Annotated in this window: 28 protein-coding genes and 1 tRNA gene; 19 read left to right on the top strand and 10 right to left on the bottom strand. The window is 62.3% G+C overall.

Annotated elements, in window-relative coordinates:
• Positions 1 to 8: 8 nt before the first annotated feature.
• Positions 9 to 1,256 (bottom strand): tRNA (N(6)-L-threonylcarbamoyladenosine(37)-C(2))-methylthiotransferase, encoded by a 1,248-nt coding sequence (locus tag V5A26_RS02625; RefSeq protein ID WP_332320824.1) that lies wholly within the window; start codon positions 1,254 to 1,256, stop codon positions 9 to 11.
• Positions 1,257 to 1,440: 184 nt separating this feature from the next.
• Here V5A26_RS02625 and V5A26_RS02620 point away from each other — a divergent pair, with 184 nt between their 5' ends.
• Entirely contained in the window at positions 1,441 to 1,671 is a 231-nt protein-coding gene (locus V5A26_RS02620) for a FeoA family protein (protein ID WP_332320823.1), read from the top strand.
• Positions 1,668 to 3,548: a ferrous iron transport protein B gene (gene feoB / locus V5A26_RS02615; RefSeq protein WP_332320822.1), complete on the top strand. Its 1,881-nt coding sequence runs from the start codon at positions 1,668 to 1,670 to the stop codon at positions 3,546 to 3,548. Before V5A26_RS02620 ends, feoB begins: the two co-directional genes overlap by 4 nt.
• 160 nt (positions 3,549 to 3,708) lie before the next feature.
• Here the strand turns inward: feoB and deoC are convergent, their stop codons facing one another.
• Positions 3,709 to 4,347: a deoxyribose-phosphate aldolase gene (gene deoC, locus V5A26_RS02610; RefSeq protein ID WP_332320821.1), complete on the bottom strand. Its 639-nt coding sequence runs from the start codon at positions 4,345 to 4,347 to the stop codon at positions 3,709 to 3,711.
• An 87-nt stretch (positions 4,348 to 4,434) separates the two neighbouring features.
• Between deoC and V5A26_RS02605 the strand changes: the two genes are divergently transcribed.
• From V5A26_RS02605 to V5A26_RS02585, 5 genes are read left to right on the top strand one after another with little or no spacing between them, the layout of a single operon-like run.
• Entirely contained in the window at positions 4,435 to 5,382 is a 948-nt protein-coding gene (locus V5A26_RS02605; protein WP_332320820.1) for a ribose 1,5-bisphosphate isomerase, read from the top strand.
• Between the two features lie 47 nt (positions 5,383 to 5,429).
• Positions 5,430 to 6,248, top strand: a complete 819-nt coding sequence (locus tag V5A26_RS02600; protein ID WP_332320819.1) for a DUF63 family protein — start codon at positions 5,430 to 5,432, stop codon at positions 6,246 to 6,248.
• 24 nt (positions 6,249 to 6,272) lie between these two features.
• Positions 6,273 to 7,223, top strand: a complete 951-nt coding sequence (locus V5A26_RS02595) for a carbohydrate kinase family protein (protein ID WP_332320818.1) — start codon at positions 6,273 to 6,275, stop codon at positions 7,221 to 7,223.
• 39 nt (positions 7,224 to 7,262) lie between these two features.
• Positions 7,263 to 7,991, top strand: coding sequence for a nucleoside phosphorylase (locus tag V5A26_RS02590; RefSeq protein ID WP_332320817.1), 729 nt, complete (start codon positions 7,263 to 7,265; stop codon positions 7,989 to 7,991).
• Between the two features lie 49 nt (positions 7,992 to 8,040).
• A complete protein-coding gene (locus V5A26_RS02585) occupies positions 8,041 to 8,313 on the top strand; it encodes a ubiquitin-like small modifier protein 1 (RefSeq protein WP_332320816.1) in 273 nt (90 codons plus the stop codon).
• 8 nt (positions 8,314 to 8,321) lie between these two features.
• Here V5A26_RS02585 and V5A26_RS02580 read toward each other — a convergent pair whose 3' ends face one another.
• From V5A26_RS02580 to V5A26_RS02570, 3 genes are read right to left on the bottom strand one after another with little or no spacing between them, the layout of a single operon-like run.
• On the bottom strand, positions 8,322 to 9,230 hold the full coding sequence (locus V5A26_RS02580) for a GNAT family N-acetyltransferase (RefSeq protein ID WP_332320815.1): 909 nt from the start codon (positions 9,228 to 9,230) through the stop codon (positions 8,322 to 8,324).
• On the bottom strand, positions 9,227 to 10,468 hold the full coding sequence (gatD, locus tag V5A26_RS02575; protein WP_332320814.1) for a Glu-tRNA(Gln) amidotransferase subunit GatD: 1,242 nt from the start codon (positions 10,466 to 10,468) through the stop codon (positions 9,227 to 9,229). Before gatD ends, V5A26_RS02580 begins: the two co-directional genes overlap by 4 nt.
• A gap of 35 nt (positions 10,469 to 10,503) precedes the next feature.
• On the bottom strand, positions 10,504 to 11,169 hold the full coding sequence (locus tag V5A26_RS02570; protein ID WP_332320813.1) for an ArsR family transcriptional regulator: 666 nt from the start codon (positions 11,167 to 11,169) through the stop codon (positions 10,504 to 10,506).
• Positions 11,170 to 11,257: 88 nt separating this feature from the next.
• Between V5A26_RS02570 and V5A26_RS02565 the strand changes: the two genes are divergently transcribed.
• Positions 11,258 to 11,596 (top strand): DUF5802 family protein, encoded by a 339-nt coding sequence (locus V5A26_RS02565; RefSeq protein ID WP_332320812.1) that lies wholly within the window; start codon positions 11,258 to 11,260, stop codon positions 11,594 to 11,596.
• A gap of 94 nt (positions 11,597 to 11,690) precedes the next feature.
• The gene (gene msrB, locus V5A26_RS02560) at positions 11,691 to 12,107 is read left to right on the top strand and encodes a peptide-methionine (R)-S-oxide reductase MsrB (protein ID WP_332320811.1); all 417 of its coding nucleotides are present in this window, start codon (positions 11,691 to 11,693) and stop codon (positions 12,105 to 12,107) included.
• A 260-nt stretch (positions 12,108 to 12,367) separates the two neighbouring features.
• Here msrB and V5A26_RS02555 read toward each other — a convergent pair whose 3' ends face one another.
• Positions 12,368 to 13,330 carry a transcriptional regulator gene (locus V5A26_RS02555; protein WP_332320810.1) on the bottom strand — a complete coding sequence of 321 codons (963 nt, stop codon included), beginning with the start codon at positions 13,328 to 13,330 and terminating at the stop codon, positions 12,368 to 12,370.
• A 133-nt stretch (positions 13,331 to 13,463) separates the two neighbouring features.
• Between V5A26_RS02555 and V5A26_RS02550 the strand changes: the two genes are divergently transcribed.
• Together V5A26_RS02550 and V5A26_RS02545 are read left to right on the top strand one after the other, a co-directional pair.
• Positions 13,464 to 14,723 (top strand): tRNA(Ile)(2)-agmatinylcytidine synthase, encoded by a 1,260-nt coding sequence (locus tag V5A26_RS02550; protein WP_332320809.1) that lies wholly within the window; start codon positions 13,464 to 13,466, stop codon positions 14,721 to 14,723.
• A 200-nt stretch (positions 14,724 to 14,923) separates the two neighbouring features.
• A complete protein-coding gene (locus V5A26_RS02545; protein WP_332320808.1) occupies positions 14,924 to 15,109 on the top strand; it encodes a DUF7511 domain-containing protein in 186 nt (61 codons plus the stop codon).
• A gap of 21 nt (positions 15,110 to 15,130) precedes the next feature.
• Here the strand turns inward: V5A26_RS02545 and V5A26_RS02540 are convergent, their stop codons facing one another.
• The 3 genes from V5A26_RS02540 to V5A26_RS02530 form a co-directional block, all read right to left on the bottom strand.
• Positions 15,131 to 16,216, bottom strand: a complete 1,086-nt coding sequence (locus V5A26_RS02540) for a threonine synthase (protein ID WP_332320807.1) — start codon at positions 16,214 to 16,216, stop codon at positions 15,131 to 15,133.
• Complete coding sequence (locus V5A26_RS02535) at positions 16,216 to 17,169, bottom strand: succinylglutamate desuccinylase/aspartoacylase family protein (RefSeq protein ID WP_332322199.1); 954 nt, start codon at positions 17,167 to 17,169, stop codon at positions 16,216 to 16,218. The genes V5A26_RS02540 and V5A26_RS02535 overlap by 1 nt, the downstream gene beginning before the upstream one ends.
• A 70-nt stretch (positions 17,170 to 17,239) precedes the next feature.
• Positions 17,240 to 18,448, bottom strand: a complete 1,209-nt coding sequence (locus V5A26_RS02530; RefSeq protein ID WP_332320805.1) for a potassium channel family protein — start codon at positions 18,446 to 18,448, stop codon at positions 17,240 to 17,242.
• 194 nt (positions 18,449 to 18,642) lie between these two features.
• Between V5A26_RS02530 and citZ the strand changes: the two genes are divergently transcribed.
• The 6 genes from citZ to thsB all read left to right on the top strand — a co-directional run bounded on the left by citZ (position 18,643) and on the right by thsB (position 23,999).
• Positions 18,643 to 19,794 carry a citrate synthase gene (citZ, locus tag V5A26_RS02525; RefSeq protein WP_332320804.1) on the top strand — a complete coding sequence of 384 codons (1,152 nt, stop codon included), beginning with the start codon at positions 18,643 to 18,645 and terminating at the stop codon, positions 19,792 to 19,794.
• Between the two features lie 402 nt (positions 19,795 to 20,196).
• A complete protein-coding gene (gene ilvA / locus V5A26_RS02520; protein ID WP_332320803.1) occupies positions 20,197 to 21,408 on the top strand; it encodes a threonine ammonia-lyase in 1,212 nt (403 codons plus the stop codon).
• A gap of 60 nt (positions 21,409 to 21,468) precedes the next feature.
• Positions 21,469 to 21,846, top strand: a complete 378-nt coding sequence (locus V5A26_RS02515; RefSeq protein WP_332320802.1) for a Rid family detoxifying hydrolase — start codon at positions 21,469 to 21,471, stop codon at positions 21,844 to 21,846.
• Between the two features lie 14 nt (positions 21,847 to 21,860).
• Positions 21,861 to 22,064 (top strand): hypothetical protein, encoded by a 204-nt coding sequence (locus tag V5A26_RS02510; protein ID WP_332320801.1) that lies wholly within the window; start codon positions 21,861 to 21,863, stop codon positions 22,062 to 22,064.
• A gap of 27 nt (positions 22,065 to 22,091) precedes the next feature.
• A tRNA-Ser gene (locus tag V5A26_RS02505) sits at positions 22,092 to 22,173 on the top strand.
• 146 nt (positions 22,174 to 22,319) lie between these two features.
• On the top strand, positions 22,320 to 23,999 hold the full coding sequence (gene thsB / locus V5A26_RS02500; protein WP_332320800.1) for a thermosome subunit beta: 1,680 nt from the start codon (positions 22,320 to 22,322) through the stop codon (positions 23,997 to 23,999).
• A gap of 349 nt (positions 24,000 to 24,348) precedes the next feature.
• On the opposite strand, the gene lrp is transcribed toward thsB, so the two are convergent.
• A complete protein-coding gene (gene lrp / locus V5A26_RS02495; RefSeq protein ID WP_332320799.1) occupies positions 24,349 to 24,813 on the bottom strand; it encodes an HTH-type transcriptional regulator Lrp in 465 nt (154 codons plus the stop codon).
• Positions 24,814 to 24,937: 124 nt separating this feature from the next.
• On the opposite strand from lrp, the gene glnA reads away from it, so the two are divergent.
• Positions 24,938 to 26,311: a type I glutamate--ammonia ligase gene (gene glnA / locus V5A26_RS02490; RefSeq protein WP_332320798.1), complete on the top strand. Its 1,374-nt coding sequence runs from the start codon at positions 24,938 to 24,940 to the stop codon at positions 26,309 to 26,311.
• A 54-nt stretch (positions 26,312 to 26,365) separates the two neighbouring features.
• On the top strand, positions 26,366 to 26,797 hold the full coding sequence (locus tag V5A26_RS02485) for a DUF5788 family protein (protein WP_332320797.1): 432 nt from the start codon (positions 26,366 to 26,368) through the stop codon (positions 26,795 to 26,797).
• The last annotated feature ends 1 nt before the right edge of the window (position 26,798 follow it).

The following is a 26,798-nucleotide window of genomic DNA, read 5'->3' as shown; positions in this document are numbered from 1 at the left end:
CTCATGCTCTACACTGGTTCGCCAAACGCGTAGAAGGTGTTGTGGTCCGTGATCTCCACCTCGACGCGATCCCCCAGTTCGACGTCCCCGACCGCCTCGTCAGGAATTACGATCCGGTGATAGGCATCGTCGTATGCCTGGAGCGACGTGCCGGTTCCCGGTTCGACCGCCATGACCTCCCGTCGGGTCCCAAGCAGGTCCTCGTGGACTGCGCCGACGATCCGCTCCTTGCGTTCCGAGAGGTCTCGCGAACGTTTCTTCTTCATGGTGCCTCCCAATCCCTTCAGTTCGGCGGCGTCGGTGCCTGGCCGCTTGGAAAAGCGCGTGACGTTGATCGTCTCGGGCGCCACAGTCTCGAGCAGGTCGACACTCTGCTGGTAGTCGGCCTCGCTTTCGGTGGGGAAGCCAACGACGAAGTCAGTGGCCAGTGTCCACTCCGAAAGCCGTCGATCAAAGGTGTCGACGATGTCGTGGAACTCGCTGACTGAGTGCTGGCGTCGCATGTCCGCGAGCACGTCGTCGGATCCTGACTGGACCGGCAGGTGGATGAAATTGTACAGTTCCTGGCAATCAGCCATGAGCTCGGCAAGTTCCTCGCGAATCGGGTACACACCCCAGGGATTGGCCATCCCGAGTCGGACCCGAAAGTCGCCGTCGATGGCACAAATTCCTCGGAGCAGTTCGGGGAGCCAGTGCTCACCCTCGTCGAGCCCGTATACGCCGGTGTCCTGACCAGTGATCCGGATCTCCCGCGCCCCAGCATCGACCAACTCGCGGGCCCGCTCAATGTTCGTTTCGACTGGCGGCGAGTCGATACGACCGGTCGCGGCCTTCGTAATGCAGTACGAGCAGTCGCTCATACAGCCCCGAGCGATCGGTAAAATTCCGACGACACCCTCCAAAACCGGGTCGATGTCCGGTGTCACTGTCGGACACTCGCCGTTGCTCACGGCATCCGGCACCTCGTCCCAGCCGACGACAGTGGCGTCCACGTTGGCCTCGGCAAACGCCGTTCCCTGGGCAAGTGCCATACAACCGGTAACGATCAACTCGGCTTCGTCTTCCAGCTCTCTGGCCCGGCGAAGCATATTGTTCTCCGTCGTCTCGATGACGGTGCACGTGTTGAGGACGACCGCATCCGCGGCCCCAGGGGACTCCACGGGACGGTGACCCCCATTGCGAAGGCGGCGCTCGATGGCGCGGCTCTCACCCCGATTCGCCGTGCACCCGTAGGTCTCGATGTAATACCGGGCCATTCGGACGACGGGGATAGCGGCCTCGTGGAGAAAAGGGGCCCGGTTGACTCAGCAGGCCGTCGTGGGCGGAAACTCCCTCGAATGTCATTTTCTGGCGCACTTTCTCAGACGCAGATAATGGCCGCCCGCTTTTTGCCCCCCGTTGTTCAACCTTTAGCCAGGACTAAATTAGGTGGCCCAAAAAATGGACAGAACACTTGCGGACGTTTCGGCCGACACGGCCTTCGAGATCGAGGTCGTCAAGGACAATGAACTCCGGGCGAAACTCCGCCGACTTGGATTTCTGGACGGCCGCGTCAACTGTCAACGACGGCTCTCGAAGGGGCCGGTCGTGGTCTCTCGCCGCGGAACGGACTTAGCCCTCGGGGCTGGCGTCGCCAAAACGATCACAATAACGGAGGTCGAGGAGTTGTGAGCGGAGCCGAGGACCCAGGGGAGGGGACCGAGACAGTCGCGCTCGTAGGCGCCCCGAACGTGGGCAAGAGCGTGGTGTTCAACTACCTCGCCGATGAATACGTCGACGTCTCGAATTACCCCGGGACGACCGTCGAGACCACACTCGCCCGCATGGGCGACTACGCGATTACCGATACCCCCGGGGCCTACGGGATCGCCTCGTTCGACGAGGAGGAGCGGATCACCCGCGAGATCGTTCTCGAGGCCAACCGGGTAATCAACGTCGTCGACGCGACCCACCTCGACCGGGACCTGTTCCTCACCCTCCAGCTGTTGGACATGGGTATCCCGACGGTCGTCTGTCTCAACATGATGGACGAAGCGGCGTCCGCGGATATCGACATCGATCCGGACGCCCTCGAAGCCGCGCTCGGGGTGCCAGTGGTGCCGACGGTAGCCGTCTCAGAGGAGGGGCTCGACGAGATCCCCGAGCGACTGTCCGAGGCCGATGCGCCGGCTGAACCGGCGATCGCGGATTACTTCGACGAGATCCCCGAGGACCTCGAAGTCGACAGGCGCGAACGGACCCTTCTCGCAGAGGCCGACGAGACCACCGCACGCGAAGTCGCCGAGCGGGCGCCCTCGATGGCCGACGGCGGGACGCCCTCGTACATCGATCCCGATATGCGAGATGCCATTTACAGCGATCGCCGCGATCGCGTCGGTGAGATCGTGGACCAGGCCCTCTCGGAAATCGAGCGCGGGCGGACCTGGGCCGATCGCGCGAGCGACCTCCTATTGAACCCGCTCACCGGGACCCCGATCGCACTGGGGCTGCTGGGGGTGATCTTCTACGTCATCGGCGTCTTCGTCGCCCAGACCTTCGTCGACTTCACCGAGGGGGTGCTCTTCGGCGAGTATTACAACCCGTTCATCAGCGAACTGGTCGCGGGGCTCATGCCCGCCGCCGGGTGGGCCGAGCCGATCGAGTTCCTGCTGATCAATGGCAACCTGGGCTTGCTGACGATTACACTCCAGTATTTGGTCGGGGTACTGCTGCCCCTTATCGTCGCGTTCTACATCGTCATCGGCGCGCTGGAGGATTCGGGGGTGCTCCCTCGGTTGGCGGTCCTCACGGATCGTGGCCTCTCACGAATGGGCCTCAACGGCCGGGCCATCGTACCGATGATCGTCGGGGTCGGTTGCGTGACGATGGCGGTTATCACCACCCGGATGGTCGGCTCGCGGCGCGAGCGTCTGATCGCCACCGGTCTGCTCGGCCTCGCAATTCCCTGTTCGGCCCAACTAGGGGTCATCCTGGGGCTGCTCGCCGGGTTGGGCCTCGCGTGGTGGTTCGGCTATCTGGCCGTTCTGCTGGTCGTCCTGGGGGTCGTCGGGGTTGTCCTCGACCGCGTCCTCCCGGGCGAGAGCGAGGGTCTCGTGACGGAACTCCCCCGGATGCGGGTGCCCCGACCGAAGAACATCGCCCGGAAGACGTTCAATCGGACGAAAATGTTCTTCCGCGAGGCGGGGCCACTCTTCGGGGCGACGGCAATCGTCGTCTCACTCGCCGATTACACCGGACTGTTAGAGAGTTTCAAACAGCTCCTCGTGCCGGTGACAAGTTTCGTCGGCATGCCAGCCGATTTCGCGCAGGTGCTCGTTCTGGGTCTCATCCGCCGTGACTTCGCTGCGGCCGGCATGACCGACATGGCCCTGTCGGCACCCCAGGTCTTCGTCGGCCTGGTCGTTATCACCTTCTTCGTCCCCTGCATCCTTGCGATGGTGATGATCGGGAAGGAGCGGGACCTCAAATCGGGACTGGCAACCTGGGTCGGTTCCTGGATCGTCGCCTTTGCCGTTGGCGGCGTCCTCGCGGTGGTGTTCGGCCTATGAACTGTGCGACCTGCAACTACGACTACGATCCGACCGACCAGCTCGAGTGCCCGCGCTGCGGATCGAGTCCCAACTGCTCGGGGCTTAGTTGTGCTGACTGCGGCGCGTGTCCGACGATCGAAGGCGGGCTTCGGACGGCGATCGGCAGACTTCGCAGCGACTAATCGGGCGCGCCCTCGAGAATCGCGACACCGGAACTGGCGCCGATACGATCTGCGCCCGCTTCGATCATAGTCATCGCCTCCTGGTAGGTTCCGACCCCACCACTCGCCTTGACCGGAAGATACTCAGCGAGGAGTTCGACATCTTCGACAGTAGCGCCACCCGCAGCAAAGCCAGTCGAAGTCTTCAAGTAATCCGACCCGGCCGCCTTTGCGGCTTCGCTGGCGACGTGTGTCTCAGGCTCGCTCAAGAGGGCCGTCTCCACGATGACCTTGACTGGGATCGAAACCGCTTCGACGATATCAACGAGTTCAGCCGTCACGGACTCGGTTTCGCCGGCTTTCAGCCGGCCGACATTGATGACCACGTCCAGTTCGTCAGCGCCGTCCTCCCAGGCCTGCACGGCGGCCGCTTGTTTCGCCGCGGGGGCGTTCTGGCCGTGGGGAAATCCGATGACGGTCGCGATGGTGGTATCCGAATGGGCGTACTCCCGAGCCGCCGGGACGTAACACGGGGGGACACAGACGTTCATCCCCCAGGATTCGGCGTCGTCGATGACCGTTCGGACGTCCGCGGGCGTGGTTTCCGGACCGAGCACGGTGTGGTCGATCATCGGGGCGAGTTCGTCCTGCTTCATGCCTCCCCGAACGGGTGGAAGGGGGAAAAGTAACCGTGCTCGATATCGTGACACGGCTTTTTGCCCCGGAGGCCCAATGGGGGTGGTATGCCCATTGAGGAGGTCGAGTCCACCGCCGAAGACATCGAGGAGATGGAGATCAGGGGCGCGGCCACTATCGCCGCCGCGGCCGCGGAAGCCTTAGGCGCCCAGGCCGCGGCCAGCGATGCACCCGACCCGGACGCTTTCGAGGCCGAAATGCGGCGAGCGGCCACCGAACTCTATGAAACCCGACCGACGGCAGTGAGTCTCCCGAACGCGCTCCGGTTCGTGCTCCAAGGGATGGAGGGCAAGACGGTCGAGGCGAAACGGGAATCGATTCGGTCGGCAGGCCGGCGGTTCCGAAACGACCTCGAGACCGCCCAGGAGCGCCTGGGCCGGATCGGAGCCAACCGCCTCCGGGACGGGGACGTGATCATGACCCATTGTCACTCGACCGATGCCCTGGCGACGGTCGAACACGCAGTTTCGGACGGCAAACACATCGAAGCCTTCGTGAAAGAGACCCGACCGCGGAACCAGGGCCAGATCACCGCAAGCCAACTTCGCGACATGGGCGTTCCGGTGACGATGATCGTGGACAGCGCCGCCCACCGCTACCTCAACGACGTCGATCACGTGCTGGTCGGAGCTGACAGCATCGCCGCGGACGGCTCAGTGATCAACAAGATCGGGACCAGTGGGCTGGCGGTGAACGCTCGGGACCGGGGCACACCGATCGTGGTCGCCGCCCAGACGCTCAAACTCCACCCAGGGACCCTAACCGGCCACACCGTCGAAATCGAGATGCGGGCGGAGACTGAAGTCATCTCAGCGGACGATCGGGCTGACATCGGCGAGATCACCGTCGAAAACCCGGCCTTCGACGTGACGCCACCCCGGCACATTGACGCGATCATCACGGAACGAGGCCAGTTCCCACCCGAAAGCATCGTCTCGCTCATGCGGGAACTCTACGGCGACATGGACGAGGAGCCCTGGACCGACCCAGAGTGACCGGACCGAAGGGCAACGTTTTCGGCCCCGGCCTGGGGAGGTGAGGTATGGTATTGCCGGCCGGTTCCACACTACCACCGCTGTCATATCTGTTCGGGGTCCTCGGCGGCGCTCTGGCGGTGCTGATTGCGCTCTACCGTCGGCGAGTGGCGCTCAGGACCCGGACAGTCCTCGCATTTGCACCGTGGATGGTAACCGGGTCCGGTCTCTACGTCCTGTACCAGATCGGTGCCGCGCCCGAACCGCTCGCACCCCTCTTCAGTTCCCCGACGGTGTATCTGACGACAGCCGTCCTCGGAGGCGCGACCTGGCTGGTCGCGAGTCGGTTTCAGGCCACCGACCAGTGGTTGGCCGCCATCGGAGTCATTGGAGCGCTCGTTCCGATCGGCGTTGCGGTGACGCTGGCCCACGAAGCGGGGTCACTTTCTGCTGGGTGGCCCCTATTGGGTGCGGTCATTGCGGTCGCGATCAGTCTGTTACTCTGGTTCGGGTTCGCCCGGTATCAGCCAGAACCGACAGCAGCGGTGGGTGCAGCAGGTTGGCTCGCCGTATTTGGTCACGTGCTCGATGGGGTCTCCACGGCCATCGGCGTCGACGTGCTTCAGTTCGGCGAACAAACCCCACTATCGGCACTCCTCCTCGATGTTGGTGCCGCGCTCCCGACCGAGCCGGTTCTGGGTAGCGGCTGGGTCTTCCTGGTCGTCAAGGCGGCACTCGCTCTGGGAGTGGTGTGGATGCTCGCCGACCTGGTCCAGGACGACCCACCGGTTGGAAACGGCTTGCTGCTCATGATCACGGCAGTTGGGCTCGGTCCGGCAACGCACAATCTCCTGCTCTTCACCGTGGCGGGGCCCGCCGGGCTTTAACTCCCCGCGGGCAAAGGAACAGCTATGGGTCGGATTATCGCCGCCGGACATCTCAACTGGGACGTCACCCTTCGAGTCAAATCGTTGCCAGCCCCAGACGGTGAGGCCCAGATCACCGGTCAACACCGGGCCGGCGGTGGGAGCGCGGCGAACGTCGCCAGCGCCCTCGCTGGACTCGACCTCGAATCCGGTTTGGTCGGGAGCGTCGGGGACGACGAACAGGGACGGATGGCGACCCAGGAGCTTGCAGCCCAGGGTGTGGACGTATCAGGAGTGCTCACCGTCGAAAACGGCGAGACGACAGTCAAATTCCTCATCGTGGACGCGGATGGTGAGGTCATGGTCCTGGCAAACGATGGCGTGAACGAGGCCATCGGGCCGCCGGACCTCGAGGAATCAATGCTCGACGGGTCCGATCACGTGCACCTTACGGGACAGAAGCCGGAGACGGCTGCAAAACTGATCGAACTCGCCCAGGCAACAACCCGGACCGTGAGCTTCGATCCAGGTCGACGAATCGAAGAGCGGGCCTTCGAGCCGCTACTCGACCAGGTCGATGTCCTTCTCTTGAACGAATTGGAGGCGAAGGCTGTGTTTCCGGCGGCTCGGGGGACGCCACTCGAACAGGCTGCCGGCCCAGATCGCGTTATCGTGGTCAAGCGAGGGGGCGACGGGGCGTCAGTCTATACTGATTCGGCGGCCGTCCACCACCCAGGGTTTTCCGTCGAAACCGTCGACACGACCGGCGCAGGGGACGCCTTTGCGGCCGGATTTCTGGCTGCGACGGTGGGTGGCCTGTCGCCTGGCGACCAGACAGTCCGGGCCAAAACGACGGAGGTGACGAGCACTGACTTCGAACGAGTTCTAGCAATCGCAAACGCCTGTGGGGCCCTTACCGTCAGACAGCCCGGTGCCAGGACAGCACCAGGGACCAGCGAACTCAAAACGTTTCTCGCCAATCGGGGAGTGGACTGACATCAGTCGCCTTTTTGAGTAGGCGAGAGTGGCATCTCTATGGGCAAGCAGCCACACCTCCAGATCGAGGGCGGTGACATCAACGAAATCGCGTTGCTCCCCGGCGATCCGGGACGGGTCGACCGGATCGCGGGGCAGTGTACGGATACAACAACGGTCGCACAAAACCGCGAGTACAAGGTCGTCAACGCCTCGTACGAGGGGGTCGACCTCACCATCGCGTCGACCGGAATCGGCTCGCCATCTGCCGCCATCGCCGTCGAAGAACTGGAGCGGGTGGGCGTCGAAACCGTCATTCGGGTCGGAACGACCGGCGCCCTTCAGACGAACATCGAGATCGGCGACATGGTCGTGGCGACCGGCGCAGCCAAGGACGAAGGCACCTCGAAACGGTACGAGAACGTCGAATACCCCGCTGTCCCGGATTACGACGTGCTCTCGGCGCTCGTCGACGCCGCCGAGCAAAACGACGAAGCCGTCCACGTCGGCCCGATCGCCACGGACGACGCCTTCTACTCCGAAACCGACGCGTTCGTCGAGAGCTGGGAAGCTGGCGGCCTCCTGGCCGTGGAAATGGAGGCGGCCGCGATTTTCACGCTCGCCCGCCGAAACGGTCTGTCTGCAGGCGCCATCTGTACCGTCGACGGGAACCTCGTCGCCGGGACGCAAAAAGGCGAAGGCGAAGGGGAACTCCCGCCGAAAGCGAAAAACAACGTCGAGCGAGCCATTGGGCTTGCGCTCGACGCCGTCGTGACGCTCGCGGACTGACCGGGTAGCGGACTGAAAGCCTCTTTGCGCGTGACGCCAAACGGCTGATATGGAGTGGAAGCTCTTCGCGGACCTCGCCGAAACGGCCGGCGAGAAGCGGGTCTCGGTGGACCCAGCCATGACCACGACCGTCGATGAGGCACTTGAGGCGCTGTTCGAGACCCATCCCGAACTCCGCGACCGAGTACTAGAGCACGGCGATGTGGTCGAGCACGTCAACCTACTCGTCAATGGAGACGACATAGCGACCAGTGACGGTCTCGATACGAGCGTTGAAGCCGGGGACGAGTTAGCTCTGTTCCCGCCTGTAAGCGGCGGATAAGCAAGTTCTCAGTCTGCAGCGTCCCAGTTGGATCGGGTCAGATCCACCCGCACCACGAAGTCCGGTTCTTCGGCAAGTTCGACTCGATGCGCAGCGACGTCGGTCACGGCTCGTGCGGTCTCCGGAACGAGCACCCTCGTTTTGTCGGCACCCACGCTCGCCGCGTCAGCGGCGATAGCGGCCATCAAGTCTCCAGCAGCGGCCAAATCGGCCCAAGCAGCCACGCCGTACTCCGCCCAGGTCGTCTCCTCGCCCGGACCGCGATCAGAGACTCGTGTTCGAGGCGCCATGGCAACGACACGATCACGTTCGACCGTAAGCACCGTCTCCGTCTGGGCTGTCGCTTCGAAGTCACTCACGGTCAATTCCGAAAGCGCCCAGGGAACCTCGCTGTCGAGTCCAAGACCGCCCACGGCTTCTCGTTCGCCTGACTGCTGCCAGAAACTCCAGGCGCGCCGTGGCGCCGTCCCTGCAGTTGTTTCTACCCCGGTACTGTCCGGTTCCGGATGGGCCCACCGAAACTCCACGCCCGGTTCGAACCCGGCGGCCCGCGTGAGGCCGAGGCCCATCACGTTCCAAGAGAAGACCATCGCTCGACCGACCGTGGCGCCAGCCGATTTGGCCCAGTCGAACGCGGCGTGAATGAGAGTCTCCCCGACGCCTTTGTTCCGATGGGCCGGATCGACGCGAAGCCCCTGGAACCAGGCCTCGTGGTCCGAAAGCAGGACGCTCCGAACCAGGCCAATTGGCGTCCCGTCAGACTCGGCGACAAACGTCTCCTGGTCCGGCCCGGACTGAGCGGCCCATTTCGGGAAGATCTTCGAGATGTAATCGCCGTCCTCGTACCGATCCCAGGTGTCCTGCGTGAACGTGGCGATGTCGGCTGCGTCCGTCTTGCGGGCCGGTCGGATCCTCATGTCCAGGGGACAGAGCGGTCAGTCAATTCCCCCGCAAGGGAGGTCTGCATCGCCTCATCGACGTCGGCCCGGTTTGCCAGGACCCACATAAGTTTGACCTTCGCCGTGCCGGGAAGCATGTCCGCGCCTTCGATGACACCGGCGTCCAAGAGGTCCCGGCCGGTGTCATAGACGCGATCACAGACCCGCCCATCGAGACATTGGCTCGTCATGACGACCGTGGTTCCACGGTCGGTCAGTTGGTCGAGTTTCCCGATCAGATCGGTGTGCACGTGCCCGAGACCGGTACCTTCGATGATGACGCCCTCTTTTTCCCGGACCATGGCCAGGCAGGTTTCGTCCATCCCGGGGGTGAATTTCACGAGTTCGACCTCGGTTTCCAGACCTGGTGCCACTGACAGCTCGACTGCGTCGCGTTCACGATAGGACCGCCGGAATTCCACGTCGCCGGTCTCGTAGTCGACTACTCCGAGCGGTTCGGCCCCGATCGTCTCGAATGCATCTCGTCGGGAGGTGTGGTTTTTGCGCGCGCGGGTGCCACGATGGAGGGCCACTGTGTCGTCCGACGCGGAGGCGTGCATCGCGATCATGACCTCGGCCGCGTCTGATTTGGCCGCCTGGACGGCCCCGACTGCGTTGACTACGTTGTCCGATGAGGGACGATCGGCCGAGCGCTGGCTCCCGGTGAACACGACCGGGACCGGCGTATCAAGCATGAATGACAGCGCGCTTGCGCTGTACTGCATCGTGTCGGTTCCATGCATCACCACGATGCCGTCAGCGCCGGCCTCGATCTCTTCCTGAACGACTTGAGTGAGGTCTTGCCACACGGCCGGGGTCATGTTTTCCGAGAGGATGTTTCGGACCACGCGACCCCGGTAGTTCGCCATCCCGGCCATTTCAGGGACCGCACGAAGTACGTCCTCGGCGTCGAACTGGGCACTCACCGCGCCAGTCCGGTAGTCGACTGTCGAGGCGATGGTCCCGCCAGTGGTGAGCAGTGATATCGTCGGCAAGTCGGGGTCGAAGGTGACCGTCGACGTAGCTGAGGTCTCACCCTCCTCGATGTCGTAGACGTCGGTTTCGAGTATTTCAACTGTGGCCTCGTCTCGATCCACTCCGACGTTGTATCCACTTTCGAGTTTGAGTACAACGTGGTCGGCCGTCGATGAGGGCATCACGATTCCCTCATGGCGCTCGCCGGCTCGTTCGACGCGGACACGATCCCCTGGGTTCATAGCGCGGTGTATTCGGGCTCGACCCTTGAAACCATCTACTCGGGTGTCTGGTCACGGATCCGCCACTTCCCCTCGACCTGCTCGACGACGTCCTCGCGTTCGAGCCGAGAGAGCACTGTCTCGACCAGTTGTTCGGGCACTTCGACGGCTCTGGCCAGGCCGGTGGTCGTGCGGGTCCCACCAGCCAACGATCCCAGGAGTTCGGCTGTTAGATGCCCGCCATCGTTCCCGTCCATCTCCTCGGAGAGTTCCGCCTGAACCTCTGTCAATCGGCCCTGAACCCACCGCTGGGCCATCGAAAGTTCGCGTTCGAGTTCCCTGAGGTCGTCGAGGCGCTGGGCCAACGAGGCCATGTCGTCGAACTCGTCGAATTCAGTGGTTACTTGGAGATGAGAGCAGCGGCCGAGATCTAAATCCGCACTGGCCGGATACGCGCTCTTGGTACCGAAATCGTAGGGGGAAACCCGAACTTCGAGTCGAAGGTTCTGCGCGATATGAAAGTACTTCCGGCGGCGATCGTCGACGTGACTTTCGACCAAACCGGCCTCGTCAAGCCGGCGTAAGTGGTCGATGACCGCCTTGGGGCTGACCTCGATGTACTCGCTGATCTCTGTCACGTAACTGGGTTTGCGAGCGAGCAACCGCAAGATACGCCGACGGTTCTCATTGCCCAGAAGATCGAGAAGCAACCCGGAGTCCATCTAGCCTCAGGTCAGGGACGGGCGGGGAAAAGGATGTCTCCCGTTCCGGCGACGGACTTAAGCCAATACATGGTAATTGTTAGCATGCATGTTCACACCGTTCTCGAGCGGTTACTATCTCGGTCGTCTGTATGTGGCCCCGTCCAAGGGCGAGGACGCCGTACTGCAGGAAACCCAGCACGAGAACGTCAACCGGGAACTGTACGCGGACGGAACAGGTATCGAGCGGCTGGACCAGCCACTCGTGATGAAACTCGAGACCAACCACTTCGCGGTCCACCCTGACAACTCGGTTCCGGAAGGAGCCCTCGGGGTCCCCGAAGAGATCCTGGAAACGACCAACGTCGAGAACCCGCCGGAACTCCGCGAGGTCCTGCTGGCCAAAGCGGACCACGCAGAGCGGTTGATCGAGTTCGGGGCCGTTTGAGACCGGTCGAAATCCTTGCACATCTGGCTCCGAAAAACCGGCGAAACACGGCCAGAGCCCCCAGCCTCTTCCCGGTTCCACTCCTATGCGGAGCATGGATCAACCCGAGGAGCGGACCGAGGAGGAGTGGCGCTCGGTACTGAGCGAGGAGGAGTACCGGGTACTGCGGGAGCGCGGGACCGAACCGAAATTCAGCGGTGACCTGGTCGATGTGAAGGAGTCGGGTGTCTTCCGCTGTGCCGGGTGTGGAACAGTCCTCTTCGAAAGCGAGCAGAAGTTCGGCTCCAATACCGGCTGGCCGAGTTTTTACGATGTCGCAGCGGCAGGACAGGTCGAGACTGAAGTCGACACCAGCCACGGGATGGAGCGTTTGGAAGTCCACTGTGGAACCTGTGGGGGGCATCTGGGCCACATTTTCGAGGACGGTCCCGAGCCCACGGGGAAACGGTACTGTATCAACTCGGTCGCCCTCGATTTCGAACCGAAGTCGGACAAAGAGTCAGATATCTGACTCCCCTTGACATCCTCCCCGCACTGAAGGGGCATGACGAGACGCTACGCGTCTCGTTGCACCCGAAAACGCTTCCCGTTTTCGAGGACGAGGCTTCCACTTGCCATACGTCACTGCCGGAATTTCCCACGGGCGTGGTATCGAGACATAAGCCAATACCAGTCCTTTCTCTGCCGCCCCGATCCTATGACTAAGCCTCTATCCAGAAGGATCGAAACGGCGGTTTTGAATCGCCGCCACTGCTGCGGCCGAAAGAAGCCTTAGCTCTCCGGTGAGCCGCCTCGGGCCCGTATGAGATCGCGGAACTCCGCCGAGTCATCCACGTCTTTGGCTTCATCCCGTTCGATGATCGCAGTGCCTTCGATGGATTCGGATTGTGCCTTATCCACGAAGTACACCGACCTGGTGTGGATGACCTCCCGGAGCGAGCCCATGATCCGGGCTCGCTTGACAGCCGCGTCCGTGAACGCCGAATGGCCCGTAATAAGGGTATCATCGCCCTCAGTTTCCTCGCTCACGGCCTTGAACGGGGCGCGAACGGTCGGATGGACGTCAAACCCGACACGGGTGAGCATCGCGACGATCGGTCGGTCCTCCGGATCGACGTCGGGGTCCTCCGGGGTCGGTTCCGCATCGCGAATGTCCTCGGCCCCGTCGAGGACCGATACCGGACTCGTGAGGTCCTGATCGAAAAGTTCGTCCAGTTGGGCAGCGACTTCCACACTGGCGTTCATCCCGTCCTCGTACTTCGAGACGGTCCGCCGTGAAACGCCCAGTTCGGTCGCGAGGCGTCCCAAACTCCAGCCCCGCTCCTCGCGCTCGTCGGCCAACACGTCCCCTTCAATATTGACATAGAGCCCGCCAGGGGCGGCATAAATCAAGGGTGGGACGCCATGGATGAACAGGTCCATCGCCGTATCGGGGTTGAGGACCGGCACCCCGTGTCTGAAGTAGACGACTCCCGGGTCCAGTTCCTCGTCACGTGTCCGAAGCCCGATGACGACAGGGGTCCCACGGAGGTAGGTGCCCAACCGGCGCATCTCCCGACCCGTCGGCCCGTCGAAGGCGTCAATGTTGCCCAAGATTTTCACCAGGAGGAGATCCTGGTCACGGCGTGCAGCAAGATCGAAGCTCTTCGGACGCGTCGAACACCGGTCGCTCACCGTGAACCCCGCGTCGGATAACATCGCGGTAAGATTGTCGATGAGCGCCGAGCGTGTCATTACGGAACGATAGGGCACTCAACCCCTAAAGGCGTTGTGGGGCGGTAGCCGCCGTTTGCTGGCGGTTTTCCGGGTGGACCACAAACAAGCAAGTCGCGGACCGCTTAAGGGCCCCGGCCACCAATCGCCTGCCGTGACCGTCCTCGGCCTCGACGACACCGACTCCCGCGATCAGGGCATGTGCACGACCTACGTGGCCGCCGAGGTGTCCAAAGCCCTCCACAGATCCGGGGACCGGATCTCGAAGCTGCGGTTGCTCAGGCTCAATCCGGCGGTGAAACACAAGACCCGGGGCAACGCGGCCCTGGCGATTCACACTGATGCGGACCCAGCAACAGCCCTGGAGACAGCCCGTGAGATTATCCAGTCACGTGCCGTTCTCGATGACGAGCGAACGAACCCCGGCATCGTCGCCGCCGCGGAACCCATCGAGCCAGCGGTCCGCGAGTTCGGGAAACGGGCGATCCGAGAAATTCTCGACCGGGACGCGGCCAAACGGCACATCGAGAACGCCGGCTACCGAAGTGCCGGGTTCAAAAACGAACGTGGCAAGATCGGTGCGCTGGCCGCGATCGGTGCCAGCGCCACCCTGGCCGATTGGACCTACGAATATATCGCCTATCGAGAACCCGATCGGTGGGGAACCCCCCGGGACGTAGATCACGAGTCGGTCTTTGCCGCCGCAGATAGGTATTACCCCACAGCATGGGACACCGTGGACCGCGGGGAAGACGAAGCAGTCTGTATCCCGAACGCGCCAGGACCGATCCTGTATGGGATCCGCGGTGACGCTCCCCACGTCGTCGCACGGCTGGCAGCCAAAATCGAGTCCGAACCAGTTCATACCCAGGCGCTTTTCGAAACCAACCAGGGGACCGACGTTCACCTCCGGGGCGCTCCGATTGAGAATGTTAGGGACAATCGCGCCTATACGGTTACGGGTCGGGTAATCGAGCCTCCTGAAACCCGCGCTGGCGGGCATGTCTTTGTGACGATCGCGGATGGAACCGGCAGGCTCCCCTGTGTCGCCTTCGAACCGACCAAACGGTTCCGGGATCGGGTCCGGGCCCTTCGAGTCGGTGATCGAATTACTGTCGCCGGAGAGGTCGGTGACGGGACCCTCAAACTCGAGAAGTTCGCGGTCAGAGAGCTACTTGAGCAGAAGGGGGTTACACCCACCTGCCCGACCTGTGGCCGTCGGATGAAAAGTGCCGGTGCCACCCAGGGCTATCGATGTCGCGACTGTGGGACGGCCACAGACTCGAAATCCGTGGTCGGAATCGATCGGGAACTCGAGGAGGGTTGGTACGAAGTACCTCCGTGTGCCAGACGGCACATTGCAAAGCCGCTGGTGAGGGCTGGGTTCGATGCTCCGACCCATCCTGAACAGTGACTCGGCCGGATGGTCCTCCCGCCACAACGGTGGCAAACCCGGGTATTTGAATGCCGTCAGACGAGTGGCATCCAGCCACCTCAGATGGCCGTTCGTGACCGTTTCACACGGCCTCTAAATACCCGCTATCGTCCCTCGAAATCCCTTTATATGATGATAAAACGGGTACTTACAAACCGGCGCGCTGCATAGTGTTTCATATGTCCCGCTACTCCGGCACCTATGAGGAGGACAGGGACCACGGGGACCTCGCCCACCGTATCGAGGAGTACTCGAGCGGCGCGGAGTGTACACTGTATCCGATGTCCTGTGACGAAGAGGCCCTCATGACACGTTGGATGACGGCCGAGGAAGGGGCGTTCGTCGACCTCGCGGAAATGCGATAGCCGGATCGGATCGGGAACAGGTCACGCACTTTTCAGTCCGCTCCCGGTGAGCGGTACCACGACATCCTGATCGCGATCGAGCCCGTGTGTTCGATAGGCCTCAAGGCCAGCAACCGCCACTGCGCTCGTCGGTTCGACGTGGAACCCAGCCCGGTGGAGCGTGTGCCAGGTAGCGCGGGTTTGTTCCTCCGCGACGGCGATCACCGTCCCGTTGGTCTCTCGAACAGCCCGTGTTATCTGGGCTGCTCTGACCGGTTCAGCGATCTGAATACCGTCGGCGAGTTCGTTTTTGGTTTGGGTCCCCGCTGCCGTTCCGACAGTCTCGGCGATTGGGGCCACCCCAGCAGCCTGGACCCCGAGCAACCGTGGCATCCGGTCGATCCAGCCGGCCGATTCGAGAGCCGCAAAACCCCGGTAGAGGCCCAGAAAGAGCGTCCCGTGACCGATCGGAACGACCATTGCGTCCGGCGCTTCGAACCCACGCTGAACGGCAATCTCATAGGCGGCCGTCATCGTGCCGGCGTAGAATGTGGGGTTCCAGGCGTGGCTTGCGTACCAGCCCTTCCCCGCCGCCACGGCCTCGCGAGCCGCCTGACTCACGTCGGCTCTCGCTCCATCGACCTCCACGACAGTCGCTCCCGTCCCCTCGATCGCAGCTCGCTTCGCTGGTTTGACGCCAGTTGGAACATAGATTTCCCCCGGAATGCCGGCGCGGGCCGCATACAGGGCAATCGAGGCGCCAGCATTACCGGATGAATCCTCGATGACCCGGTTCACGTCGAGTGTCACAGCCCGAGAGAGCGTCGTCGTTGCACCCCGATCCTTGAAACTGCCAGACGGGAACACGTATTCGAGTTTGAATGTGGCGTCCCAGGTCGGGGCGTCCACGAGCGGTGTCCACCCCTCCCCAAGAGTTACCTCGCGGTTGACGGGGAGGAAAGCATCAAAGGCCCAGAGGCCGGCCTCTCGGTCAAACGTTTGTGGTGGGTCACCGAGAGCCGGTTCCATGTTGAGTTCCAACGGAGCTCCACAGGCACACTGCCACGGTTCGTTCGGGCCGGCCTCGTAGGTGCGACCACAGTCTGCACAGACCAGACCCGGCGCCATTACTCCTCGAACCCCGTGCCGACCGAACAGACGTACTCCCCCGTAGCGACCTGGGGCAATCGGCGGGCCCGCCAGAAGATCCCGGACTGGTCGACCGCAACGCGGGTTTTCTCGGCCCCAAACGGGTCCAAAACCGTGAACAGTGGTTCACCTGGCTCGACCCGGTCACCGAGGGTTTGCTGGAACGAAACCAATCCACCGACCGGGGCCCCATACCGGTCAAAGCCACTGGCTCGGATCTGGTCTTTGGGGCTCACCTGGCCGTCGAGGAGATCGTAATAGTTCAATACGCGGGTGACACCCCGAACGCCAACGTCGATACTCGAATCGTCCCAGCCCACGGCTCCACCGAGTTCCGGGTCGATCGTCGGCACCCCGGCGTCGGGCGCGACTCGCGCTAGTTGCCCCTCCGGACCCTGCTGGTCGAGGACGTGGCCGGCGTCGAAAACCCGAGCGAGTTCGAGACACTCCTCGTGCAAGCGATGGTGTCGCCCACAACGCACCCGCGTTTCGTCGATCATCTGGCTCGTCGAGCCCTGATGCAGGTCGATGACGAGATCGGCTTCAGTCGCTGCCTCCAGGGTCGCGTGGGCGATCCGGTCGGAGGAACTTCCCTTCGGGTCCCCCGGATAGGCCCGGTTGAGTTTGGTGTCGTCTATCGGATTGCGGTGTTCGGCGACCTGGAACCCATGAATGTTTGCGATGGCAACGACCGTAATTGTGCCCGAAATCTCCGCGGGGTCAAGTTGGGGAAGCAGCCGTGTAAGTACCCCAAGCCCATTGAGTTCGTCACCGTCGCTGACCGCCTGGAGATGGAGGTGCCGCCCACCCTCGGCTCCATTAATGACGGCGACCGGGAGGCCAAGTTCCGAGCCGTCCCGTCGCTCACCGACGGACAGGTGGCCCGTCGCCTTCGTCCCCGGATCAGCCTCCGCCGTGCCCAACGATTGCATTGTCCGAAAACGCGTCCGCCGGGCCCTTGTAGGGTTCGGTACGCAGTGTCACTGAAACAGCGGGACGGACTCACCGATCAGCGCTCGAGGCGCGTGCGAGGTCTGCAAGAATATCCGCACCGCTGCGGGTCCCGTTCGCAAGCAGCACGTCACCGGCCTGGAGCTCAGTGTCCGGACCTGGTTGAATCTCCCACTCGTCGCCGCCCTCGACCGGTCGACGGACCGCAGTCACGCGCATTCCGGTCTCGGTCTTGACCGCCCGTTCGCCGAGGGTCGTCCCATCGAGGAGGCTTCCCGGCTCCACGGTGACCCGGGTAATGACTTCGTCCGACTCCTCGACGGCTTCCTGCACGACCACGTGGGATCCCAGTCCTCGCAATACACCTTCGCTGATTTCCAGGGCCGCGTCACTGATGACTTCGGTACTCTGTGCGATGTGAACCAACCCGCGCAGGGAAACCGGCTCGGCGGCGCGACTTGCGGCCCGCAAGATCCAGGCCTCGAAGCGGGACTTCAACGCGTCGACCTCGGCCTCGAGTTCGACCACCTCCTCCGCCAACGGGTCGCTATTGTACAGCACACTGCCGTATGCCAGATCGACCGCCAGTTCACTCATATTCTTCATCAGGACCAGCGAAGAGACCGCACGATCGAGGTCTTCGTCCGCGACCGCCGGCGCGGCCGGCTTCTCGTAGGTTTCGCCCGCGGCCCGTTCGTACACTGTTGCAATGCCCGGCTCGGGGCCGCGCAATAACAACACGTTATCGGCTTCGAGCACGGTTTCCGCGGAGGGATTAAGGACCCAATCACCGCCACGCCTGATTGCGATCACTCGGACCCCGGTCTCGGTTTCGAGGTTGATATCGCCCAGCGTTCGGTTGACGTAGGGTGAGTCCGATTGAAGCGTCGACCGCACCAGCGTCTCGACGGCCACCGGAAGCGAGGCACGCATGTCCTCGGGCAACCCGATATCCTCGAGGACGACTTTCGCGATATCCCCAGCCGCGTCACTGATCTTTTCCGCCGCGCCGGTGATCCCAAGGACCGGTGCCAGTGTTTCCGCATCCTCCGGGTTCCGGGCAGCCATCAGGAGGCTCATACGGGCTCGGATCTGGAGTACGTCCATGCGGTCTTCGAGTGCGAGAACCTCCTCAGCAATGGCCTCGCTCTCATGGAGGACTGCCGAGTAGGAGAGGTCGATAAGGAGTTCGGCCGTGTCTTTCATCTCCGCGAGGAGGTCTTTCACGCTCGCGGGTTCGTAGGCAACACGCCCGGCCATGCCAGAGCGTTGGTGCCACCCATCAAAAAGGGTACGGGACGAACCGATCAGCGGCAATATTTCACCACGAGGTTGACAATTGTCTCAAAAACGTTGACTAGGGCTCGTCTTTCGAACGTTTGTGAGTGGGGCGGCGATGCCATCACGAAAGATATACCCCGGGGGATGCCATATCGCGGAAGGTAACGTCATCCATGACAAACGAGCTCAAAAAGGGCCTCGACGGGGTCCTGGTCGCGGAGTCCGCCCTCAGCGACATCGACGGTGATCGGGGCGAACTCTTCTACCGGGGATACCCCATCGACGTGTTGGCGTCCGAGACGACCTACGAGGAGGTGCTTTACCTCCTCTGGAACGAGGATCTCCCAACGGAAGCTGAACTTGAAGCCTTCCAATCCGAGATGCGAGAGGCCCGAGCCGTCCAGCCCGGGATTTACGACCAATTGGAGTTGCTCGCCGACTCGGGGGAGCGCCCGATTTCGGCGCTTCGCTCCTCGGTGTCGATGCTCTCCGCGGAGGATCCCGGCACAGGTTCCGATCCGACTGACCTCGAAGCCGCGAGACATATGGGACGCCGGATCTCGGCGAAGTTTCCGACTGTGCTTGCAGCCTTCGATCGGCTCCGGCGGGGGAAATCACCGGTCGAACCACGCACCGATCTCTCGCTCGCGGCGAATTTCCTCTACATGCTCACTGGGTCGGAGCCAGACCCACTCCACGCCGAAGTGTTCGACAAGGCATTAACACTGCACGCGGACCACGGACTCAACGCGTCGACCTTTACGGCAATGGTCGTGGGCTCGACGCTCGCAGATGTCTACAACAGCGTCACCGCGGCCGTCGCGGCACTTTCGGGCCCGCTTCACGGCGGGGCGAACCAGAAGGTGATGTCGGCCCTACTGGAAATCGACGAAGGTCCGCTCCCGGCGACGGAGTGGACCGAAGACCTTCTCGAAGGGGACGAGCGAGTCCCCGGCTGGGGGCACCGCGTTTACAACGTGCTCGATCCACGGGCCGAGATCCTCAAGTCGGAACTCCGCAGAATCTCCAACCAGACCGAGGATTGTCACTGGCTCGAATATCTCGGCGACATCGAGACCCACCTCACCGAGGATGTCGGACTGCCCGAACGAGGGGTCGCACCGAACGTCGACTTCTATTCGGGTGCGATATACTACCAACTCGGTATCCCGCTAGACATGTTTACCGCGATCTTCGCGATGAGTCGGTCGACCGGGTGGATCGGGCACGTGCTCGAGTATCAGGCCGACAACAAACTTATCCGCCCACGCGGCCGGTACGTCGGACCGACTGAGCGGGAGTTCGTGCCGCTCGAAGAACGGTAGTCCCGGATCACCGGTCGCATTACGGCCGAATGACAGTTGTCAGACAACGACGTTTCAGAGCCTGAGAAACGCCTCAACGGAGTGTTTCACTTTCACCAAGCATGGGAATGAATTATAACCCCTCCCCCCATTACTCCATATGCAGGTCACACGTCCCCTCCGTTCCCCCCCCCCCTTCTTCGGTTGGTCAAATGGCAAGTGACGGCTGTCAGCAGTTGAGTCCCAACCGATCTTGACATCCTCCCCGCCCTGAAGGGGCATACCGAGACGCTACGCGTCTCGTTGCACCCGAAAACGCTTCGCGTTATCGAGGACGAGGCTTCCGCTTGCTATACCTCATCGGTCCCACCCAACTACTGTTCCATCACAAACCGTTAACAACCCCTGTGGCTTAGCCGAACTATGCTCAGTCTCGCCGATATCGAGGCGGCCCGGGACCGCGTCTCCGACGTGGCCCTTCACACGGCTCTGGAGTCGCAGCGAACCTTCTCCAGAATGAGTGGTGCTGACGTGCAGTTGAAGTTCGAAAACACCCAGCGGACCGGTTCGTTCAAGATCCGTGGCGCGACCAACAGGATTCGAACGCTCTCGGCGGCCGAGCGGGACGCCGGCGTCATCACGGCCAGTGCTGGAAATCACGCTCAGGGAGTCGCACTGGCCGCCCAGCGGAGCGACGTGGATGCACTGATCGTCATGCCGGAGTTCGCTCCGATCTCGAAGGTCAACGCAACCGAGAGTTACGGGGCCGAGATTGTCCTCTACGGAGCAGATTTCGCCGACGCCCAGGAGAAGGCCCACGAACTCGCTGCCGAATCCGACCGTACCTACGTCCACCCGTACGAGGATCAAGCGGTCCAGGCCGGGCAAGGGACGATCGGTCTCGAAATTCTCGAGGACTGTCCGGACGTGGATACCGTCGTCGCTCCGATCGGTGGAGGTGGGTTGATCAGCGGTATCGCCACAGCGATTAAGGCAGGAAAACCGGAGACGCGTGTCATCGGTGTCCAGGCCGAGGGGGCCGCAACTGTGGCCAACTCTCTCAATAAAGATGCGACAAACGAGTTAGACTCGGTTGACACGATCGCTGACGGGATCGCGACCGGGGCAGTCGGGGAAAACACCCTTCCGATCATCGAGGACCGAGTCGACGAGATCGTGACCGTCGATGACAGCGAAACCGCGTCCGCGATGGTGCTGCTCCTCGAGCGAGTCAAAACCCTGGTCGAGGGAGCGGGAGCCGTTCCGCTTGCGGCCGTGCTCGAAGAGCGCTTCGAGTACGGCGAGGACGAAACGATCGTCCCGGTGCTGAGCGGGGGGAACATCGACCTCAATCTGCTCACGACGGTTCTCAGTCGCGGCCTGGTCGACCGGGGCCGCTTCGTGAAACTACGAACCGTAATGAAGGACCGGCCCGGTGCGCTCGAGGATTTCCTCAGTATCGTGGCCAATTCGGGGGCCAATATCTACGAGATCAACCACGATCGGGCCCGACAGTCCTTCGCCATCGACGCGACGGAGATCGAGATGGACATCGAAACGCGCGGACATGAGCATGTCGAACAAATCCTAGAAGACGTGCGCGAGGCCGGCTTTCAGGTCGAAGTCCGAACATAAACGCCGGGAGCGCAGTCTGTTTTGGCTGGCTTTAAGGTTCCAGACCGAGAGAGATGAGTCATGAAACGGATCATCAGCACCACCGAAGCACCCGCCGCAGTCGGCGCGTACAGCCAGGCCACCACGGACGGAAACCTCGTGTTTACCGCGGGTCAACTTCCGTTGACCGTCGACGGCGAGTTGCTCGACGAGGAACCGATCGAGGTGCAGACCCGCCAGTCCCTCGAAAACGTCAAAGCCATCCTGGAGGAGGAAGGCCTGACGATGCAGGACGTCCTCAAAATGACAGTGCTCATGGACGACATCGAGGAGTTCGAAGCAATGAATTCGGCCTATCAGGAGTACTTCCAGGACAATCCGCCAGCCCGGAGCGCCTTCGAAGTGAGTGAAGTGCCAAAAGGCGCCAAAATCGAGATCGAAGCGATCGCCTCTCAGTAAGACGCTGACTGGTAATGGAGGACCGGACCAAGTCCAGTTTGCTCTGGGGGATCGCCGGCGGGTTCCTGTTCCTCGTGCTCGCCCAGACGGTCCGACTCGTTTCCGAGATGGCGTTCGGACTTCCCAAACTGATTCCCGTGGCCGGAGGGGTCTTCGTCGCGACGGCAGGACTGGCGTATTTCCTCGAAGATCGACTGGCACGGAAAAGACAGGTTTAATTCGGGCTGTCGGTTAGCACGTGATGGGCCGGGATGGCCGAATGGCAAAGCGCACGCCTGGAAAGCGTGTCCCCGTTAGGGGTTCTGGGTTCAAATCCCAGTCCCGGCGTTTTTCAGTTGTCGAGTCGCCCAACTCAGCACGACGAACCCGAGTCGAAACGCTGGAAATCACCGACAGCAGCCCGGTGGCGAGACTGACCGATCAGGCCGGATACCAAATCCTTTTATAGAAGGACAAACAATCGCCGAGTGACTATGGCAGAGCGACGAATGCAGGGCCAACCCATGATCATCATGGGGGATGACGCCCAGCGGATGAAAGACAAGGATGCACAGGAACACAACATTTCGGCCGCGCGCGCCGTCTCGGACTCCGTCCGGACGACACTGGGCCCGAAAGGAATGGACAAGATGCTCGTCTCCTCGACGGGCGACGTCACCATCACGAACGATGGCGTAACCATCCTCCAGGAGATGGATATCGACGATCCGACAGCCGAGATGATAGTCGAGGTCGCCGAAACCCAGGAGGACGAGGCTGGTGACGGTACCACGACCGCCGTCGCTGTCGCCGGTGAGTTGCTCAAGGAGGCCCAGGACCTCCTCGAGCAGGATATTCACGCGACCGCGATCATCCAGGGGTACAACCTCGCCTCCGAGAAAGCCCGCGAGGAAGTCGACGAGGTCTCCATCGACGTCGATCCCGACGACGAGAGCCTCGTCCGAAGCGTGGCCGAGACCTCGATGACCGGCAAGGGCGCGGAACTGGACAAGGACCTGCTTTCGGGTCTCATCTACCAGGCCCTCCAGACCGTGACCATCGACGCCGAGGACGGATCGACCGTCGTCGACCTGAACGACATCGAACTCGAAACCCAGACCGGTCGGCAGGTCAGTGAGAGCGAACTGCTCTCCGGGGCCGTCGTCGATAAGGACCCCGTCCACGAGAACATGCCTGACTCGGTCGAAGACGCCGACGTCCTGCTGCTCAACGAAGCCATCGAGGTCGAAGAGACCGAAACGGACACCACCGTCTCCGTCGACAGCCCCGATCAGCTCCAGCAGTTCCTCGAGCAGGAGGAAAAACAGCTCCGCGAGAAAGCCGACCACATCGCCGAAATCGGGGCGGACGTGGTCTTTTGCCAGAAGGGCATCGACGACATGGCCCAGCACTTCCTTGCGAAGGAAGGCATCCTCGCGGTCCGTCGCAGCCGCAAGGGCGACATCGAATTCCTCCAGGACGTCCTCGGCGCGTCCATCGTTACCGATCTCGAGTCGGCCACAACCGAGGACCTGGGCACGGGCTCGGTCACCCGGGACGACGCCGACGAACTATTCTACGTTGAGGGCAATGGCGATGGCGCCCACGGCGTCACACTCCTGCTCCGCGGCGCGACCGACCACGTCGTCGATGAAGTAAAGCGCAGTGTCACTGACGCACTGGACGTCGCCTCCCAGTCCCTGACCGACGGTCGAGTGCTCCCAGGTGGCGGGGCCATTGAGGTCGAGTTGGCCGACCGTCTTCGCAGCTACGCCGACGGTGTCGAAGGACGCGAGGCGCTGGCCGTCGAGTCCTTCGCCGACGCGCTCGAACTCGTTCCGCGAGTCCTCGCGAGCAACGCTGGCCTGGACTCCATCGACACGCTCGTCGAATTGCGCGCCGCACACGAACGCGACGAGGAGCGGGCCGGCTTAAACGTGTTCTCCGGCGATATCGAGGACACGTTCGATGCCGGTATCGCCGAACCCGCCCACGCGAAAGAGCAGGCCCTGAGTTCGGCCTCCGAGGCGGCGAACCTCGTCCTGAAGATCGACGACATCATCTCGGCCGGCGACCTTTCCACCGGCGGAGACGAAGAGGAAGGCGGTCCCGGCGGCATGGGCGGCGGTATGGGCGGCATGGGCGGTATGGGGGGTATGGGCGGCGCGATGTAGGAGAGGCGAGCGAAGCGAGTCTCTCCGAACGAACGAGCGGACGAAGTCCGCGAGTTGAGCGGTCGAAGACCGCTCCGAACAGCCGAACGGGCGCGGTTTGCCTGTGAGGCATGAAGGGCGCGAAGCGTCCTTCTGAACTGCCGAGCGGGCCTCGGCCCGCGAGTAAGAGACGCTACGCGTCTCCGAACGAGCGAACGGGTGCGGTTTGCCCGTGAGCCGGGAGACGAGCGGTAGGGAGTCTCTCCGGACAAACGACCCGGCCTCGGCCCGCGAATAAGCCCGGCCACAAAAAACAGTACGCCTTGTACGGGCCAGTAGCCCCTGAAAGGCCCGTCAACCTCTTGGGGTCCTATTCGCTTTCTTCGACCGGCAACGGGAACTGATCACACTCGACCGGAGCGGAAAGCACCACGCTCGTATTGCTCTCCTTGATCTCACGCTCGGCCAACAGTTCCTTAATGATGTCATCCATCGAATCAGTGTCCTCGAACTTGCCGACCGCGATGATGTCGAACTCCCCCGTCACCTCGTAGACAGTCATCATCCGGTCCATGCCCCCCAGTCGGTCGGTGATCTCAGGTAACGCCTCCCCCTCGACTTTGAGCTGGAGGATCGCCGTGACATCGTAGCCAAGCGTGTCATAATCAATGACGGGCACGAAGCCTTTGATCGTTCCTGCGGCTTCGAGATCCCGCAGGTGATTGGAGACTGTCGTCACCGAAACGCCGAGTGACTCACCCACACTCCGGAGGCTCGCCCGACCGTCCGCAAGCAGCTCGTTGATGAGTTCGGCATCCAGGTTCTCGTAGGTCATATAGCATGGACGGAGGGCCGGGGACGTGAAGTTTACGGTTGTTCAATTATTTGCGGAAATGGTTCAATTGATGCAACCGTTAGGCCTTTAAAACATCCCGTATTGGAATAGATTGTCGAACAAAATGACATCTGGAGCATCCACCCCGGACGGCGGATTGACCGATGCGGAACAGGCGGTACTAGATCGGATCGAGAACGAAAACATCGAATTTCTGCGCTTGCAGTTTACGGACATTCTCGGGACGGTCAAACACGTCTCGATCCCCGCGAGTCAGGCCGAAAAGGCCCTGACCGAAGGGATCTACTTTGACGGCTCGTCTATCGAGGGCTTCGTTCGCATCCAGGAATCAGACATGCGTTTGGAGCCGGACCCCGAGACCTTCGCTGTGATCCCCTGGCGGGACAAAAAGAGCGGGGAGGCCGCTCGGCTCATCTGTGACGTGATAGACACCAAAACAGGCGAAGCGTTCGAGGGTGACCCTCGGACGGTACTCAGACGCGCGATCGCTCGCGCGGAGGATATGGGGTATACACTGAACGTGGGCCCCGAACCCGAGTTCTTCGTCTTCGAAAAGAACGGCAACGGACGGGCGACGACCACGACACACGACGCGGGCGGCTACTTCGACCTGGGGCCAAAAGACCTGGCGTCTGACCTCCGTCGGGAGATCATCTTCAACCTCGAGGAGATGGGCTTCGAGACCGAGGCCAGCCACCACGAGGTCGCTGCGGGGCAGCACGAGATCGACTTCAAGTACGACGACGCGCTGACGACCGCGGATAACATCGCGACGTTCCGGTCAGTCGTCCGGGCCACGGCCGAACTCCACGACCTCCACGCGACGTTCATGCCCAAGCCCATCGCGCGGGTTAACGGCAGCGGCATGCACACCCACCTCTCGCTGTTCACCGACGACGGGGAGAACGTCTTCCACGACGGGGACGACGAATTCGGGCTCTCGACGCTGGCCAGGCACTTCCTGGCAGGGGTCCTCGAACACGCACCGGCGATTACAGCGATCGCCAACCCGACTATCAACTCCTACAAGCGCCTGGTGCCGGGCTACGAGGCTCCGGTGTACATCGCCTGGAGTGGTGTCAACCGCACTGCGCTGGTCCGGATCCCCGCTGCCCGTCATCCGGCGGCCTCGCGGATCGAACTCCGTTCACCCGATCCCTCTTCGAACCCCTATCTTGCGATCGCGGTCATGCTCCATGCCGGACTCGACGGGATCGAGAAGGAACTCGAAGCCCCCGGTCCGGTCACCGAGAACATCTACAAGTTCGACGAGGAGACCCGGGAGGAGTACGGCATCGATACCCTGCCCGAGAGCCTCTCGGACGCGGTGGACGCCCTCGAAGAGGACGACGTCATTCAGGACGCTCTCGGATCCCACGTGACGGAGAAATTCATCGAGGCCAAGCGCCAGGAAGCCGCCGAATACAACCTCGAAGTCACCGATTGGGAACTCGACCGATACCTCGAGAAGTTCTAAGCTCGAGTATCACACAGCCGAAACACCTGCATCGGTCGAACCGGTAGCTATCATATGGACGGCTCTGACGGGGCCCCGATCACCGAGTCGCGGCGCAAGGAATTTCTCGAACGAGTCAAACGCCGGTCGGCCACAATCGGCCTTCGGATCCCGGAGACGATCGAAATCGATGGCAAGTCATTTGCTCTGCGTGAGTTCGTCGTGGAAACCAAGACCCAGGGAGCGGTCCCGCCCGAAAAACGGGAATCGGTTCGAACCGTGCGAAACACGCTCAAACAAGAGCGCGAGCGGCGACGCAAGCGGCTGGAGTCGGCCGAGATCTCCGAATCGGAGGCCAGCGAACTCGTTCGAACGATTCTCGGTCTCGAGCGGGCGTTGACCGCACTGGGGAACCTCTCGGAGCCCGACTTTGGAGCCCGGAGTACTGAGGCGTACGTGAACAAAACCAAACAGTGGGTTGACTTTGTCGACCAACTCACCAACTGAA

Origin of the sequence: Halodesulfurarchaeum sp. (assembly GCF_036626455.1) — an archaeon.
Lineage (GTDB): Archaea > Halobacteriota > Halobacteria > Halobacteriales > Halobacteriaceae > Halodesulfurarchaeum.
Note: the sequence above shows the minus strand (reverse complement) of the source record. Positions and strands in the feature narration are given on the sequence as shown.